Here is a 2,945-nt window from a genome sequence, read left to right as displayed (position 1 = left end):
TATCCTGAGGTAAAAGCGAGAACTCCTAAATTTTAATAACACTGGTAATTAGTTAACAAGTTTGTTAGAAATAATCTAATAAGAAAAACGAGCTACGCTGTGGTAGAAAAACGCGCGATTAGCTCGCTATAAACATGTTATAAGCCACAATAGCCACCGTCACTTTGGAACCCTGTGAGTATTTTAAAACTAGAGAAACGATATTTTAACTTTTGGCTTTTATTAGCGTATTTCCTCGTTATTGGGTTAATTGATTCCCAATTATTCAGCCCAATACTCATATTATTAGCTATTCCTTTAAGCTACTTATTTCCTGAAAAACGCGAAAGTGGTTATTTCTTGGATGCTATTGATTTAGGGGAGTATTCTGACCAATATTTATATGCATTATATCGAGCGTTTCTTTCATACACGTATATTTATTTGGCATATTCCATTAACTATCAGCTTTCGTTGGATATAGTATTTTTTATTTTCTGGTGCACTGGCGGTTTTTTATATTCATTCGCGGCTACATTTGTACCCAAGGATGGCTTCAAAACAGGCGGTAATTTTAAAGTAGTTCAACTTTATGCAATCATGTATCTTTTAGTTACTTTACTATTAACTTATTGGATAATAGTTAGTTTTAAAGGGCTTGATTGGTTTAGTCCCTTAGTCACAAATATCTATCATTTAGTTATCGGTGGCTTATAACAAGGCAATTATGTGTGGGACGCAAAACACTTGGCTTGCGCTCCTTCGTCGCTAATTTTAGCCAAGCATTTATGCGCCCCATATTGCGGCGTTATATGCCTAAGGGAAATCGAGCACTTGAAATACATAGATGTAACTTGGAACCATGAATCGAGCGTATATCCTATAAGGCTTGTTTCGGAGGTCGGTGCTGATAATTTCGAAATCAGAAAACTTGAGTTTTTCTCAGACGGCACTGTGGGCATTGCTACAAGTAATCAAAGTTCGAAAACAACATTACTTGGAACTGATGTAGTCCCTAGTATCGAAGAAATAAACTCAGATCCTTTATTTTTCGCAAAGGTTATTACTCAGCAAGAGTTTGACAAACTTTGGGAAATACATGTTGTAAACGGCATATAACAAAGCAAATTAAAAAGTGCGGACAAAAAACAGTTGGCTTTGTTCGTTCCTCACAAATTGTAGCCAACTATTTTTAGCCGTTTATTTGCGGCGTTATATTTCTATTGAGTCACTGGCATGAGTATAAATCAAGAATTGCTACCACTAGCGATTAAAAACTTCAGGAGCATATTGAATTCAGGCTTTAGCTCCGTATTGGCTTCATATGAATCATATGCAAAAGAAGCTGATTCAAGAGATAGAGACTTTGCCGTTTGCTTTGATGATTATTTCCATGATTGGGCGCAATCAAATTGGGAATTAATTGTTGAAAGAACTGTTTGCTCCAATGAATCTAGCTTAGTGATATACGGTTGTGGTAGCGACTATGAAGCTGCGGCACATAGCCGAGTTTTCTTTCACTCAATTGCTCCTACCCATGAAATTACTTGCAATAAAGGCCAGTTGGTGACTGATTTGTTCACTAGTGAGGGTATTGACCTTTTAAAGTATGATTTTGAAGGTTTTGTATCTTTTAGAGATGGAATTTATGATTTAAGCCCGCCTTTTGACCATATACTTTTCACTGAAAAAGAGTTTGAGGGTTGCGAAAGGCACGTAGTTATTTCTCTAAACGGAGTGATTTGGAGTGCAGTAGAAATATAACAAGTTAATTAAACAATAGACGTAAAACAGCAGGCTTGCGCTCATTCTTCGCTTAGTTTAGCCTGCTATTTTTCGCCGTTTCTTAAGGCGTTAGGTATACTAATGAGTCTGATGCCAATGGCTGACGCCGTTTCCGATGAAAAGTATAAAAAAGAAGCAATGAGAATTATTGCTGAAAGGCAGTTGGTTGGGGCAGCCAACAATACCAAATGGAATGAGCTTATTTCTGAGGTTCGCGATTTTTCAGAAAAACCTTGTTACCGAACAAAGGTAGTTAACGGTTACATTTCTGGTTGGGATAGCGAATGGTACTATCACTTGCCATTCACACTGCTGAGTGTTGAGTGGATTGATATTGATTTGTCTGAAAAGGTTCTAAACCTTATTCAACGCATCGGCTTTGAATTTGAAGCGACAGACTCAGTTATAAGAGTTTGGGGTTACTTTCCAAAGTGTTACAAAGAATTTGGTGCAAAGTATACCTAACAAACGCATCAATGAATGGACGTCTTTAGCTTGGCTGTCGCTCATTCTTCGCTATTTTAGCCAAGCTTAATCCGCCCATTATGCGGGCGTTAGGCAACTCGATGAAATGTAGCGTCTGTGGAAATAAATCTAAACGGAAAATCGAATTTAAAATTAGTCTGTTAGATTGTTTTGGATTGTTTGTACTTTGCATTCCTTTCGCCTCAATTTTGTTTGCGATAGTCTACGGAGTAACATCACTGTTTGTCGGTGCCGTTGGATCAATTTTGGCAGGTGTAAACACAAACCCTGTACTTTTAAGGTCTTTAGTATCTGTAGTTATTTTGTATTTAATACTTGCACGCTTTTTAGTGAAGTACATGCCAAAATTGCTCAACATTCTTGGGTATTTCATCAACTATAAGTTGGTTATCTCGGCAGATTGTGACAAATGTAATCAAAGGTGTGTAATGCATAGTTACCCAACTGAGCCTCATGCGTAACACATTGCCTAACAAGCAATTAAACAGGGATAAAAAACTTGCGGGCTATTCGCTTCGCTCAATTTTAGCCTACAATTTTTTACCCGTTAATCGAGCGTTGGTATGACTCCCACAGTCAAGTTAAACGCACTGATCCTTGCCTAACTTTTTAAGCCATAATTTCTTCAGCTCGAATTAGAGCGAGTTAATACATAGGATGAAGCAAGTAATGTCGTCGGTTTTCATGCTGATATT

Annotated in this window: 5 protein-coding genes; 4 read left to right on the top strand and 1 reads right to left on the bottom strand. The window is 37.5% G+C overall.

Annotated features, from left to right (window positions below; translation table 11 throughout):
* Positions 1–174 precede the first annotated feature (174 nt).
* The 4 genes from JIG37_RS09720 (at position 175) to JIG37_RS09705 (ending at position 2,229) form a co-directional block, all read left to right on the top strand.
* Positions 175–696, top strand: a complete 522-nt coding sequence (locus tag JIG37_RS09720; RefSeq protein WP_054552153.1) for a hypothetical protein — start codon at positions 175–177, stop codon at positions 694–696.
* A gap of 117 nt (positions 697–813) precedes the next feature.
* On the top strand, positions 814–1,098 hold the full coding sequence (locus tag JIG37_RS09715; protein WP_054552152.1) for a hypothetical protein: 285 nt from the start codon (positions 814–816) through the stop codon (positions 1,096–1,098).
* Between the two features lie 117 nt (positions 1,099–1,215).
* Entirely contained in the window at positions 1,216–1,743 is a 528-nt protein-coding gene (locus tag JIG37_RS09710; protein WP_152967117.1) for a hypothetical protein, read from the top strand.
* Between the two features lie 102 nt (positions 1,744–1,845).
* The gene (locus JIG37_RS09705) at positions 1,846–2,229 is read left to right on the top strand and encodes a DUF6678 family protein (protein ID WP_199529266.1); all 384 of its coding nucleotides are present in this window, start codon (positions 1,846–1,848) and stop codon (positions 2,227–2,229) included.
* A 223-nt stretch (positions 2,230–2,452) separates the two neighbouring features.
* Here JIG37_RS09705 and JIG37_RS09700 read toward each other — a convergent pair whose 3' ends face one another.
* The gene (locus JIG37_RS09700; RefSeq protein WP_199529265.1) at positions 2,453–2,608 is read right to left on the bottom strand and encodes a hypothetical protein; all 156 of its coding nucleotides are present in this window, start codon (positions 2,606–2,608) and stop codon (positions 2,453–2,455) included.
* Positions 2,609–2,945: the final 337 nt, after the last annotated feature.

The organism is Pseudoalteromonas sp. bablab_jr010, from assembly GCF_016464105.1.
Classification (GTDB): domain Bacteria; phylum Pseudomonadota; class Gammaproteobacteria; order Enterobacterales; family Alteromonadaceae; genus Pseudoalteromonas; species Pseudoalteromonas simplex.
Note: the sequence above shows the minus strand (reverse complement) of the source record. Positions and strands in the feature narration are given on the sequence as shown.

Bases quoted from the DNA above. Each gene is read 5' to 3' on its own strand.
- JIG37_RS09710 (WP_152967117.1), top strand. From the start codon at position 1,216: ATGAGTATAAATCAAGAATTGCTACCACTAGCGATTAAAAACTTCAGG.
- JIG37_RS09705 (WP_199529266.1), top strand. From the start codon at position 1,846: ATGAGTCTGATGCCAATGGCTGACGCCGTTTCCGATGAAAAGTATAAA.
- JIG37_RS09700 (WP_199529265.1), bottom strand. From the start codon at position 2,608: ATGTTGAGCAATTTTGGCATGTACTTCACTAAAAAGCGTGCAAGTATT.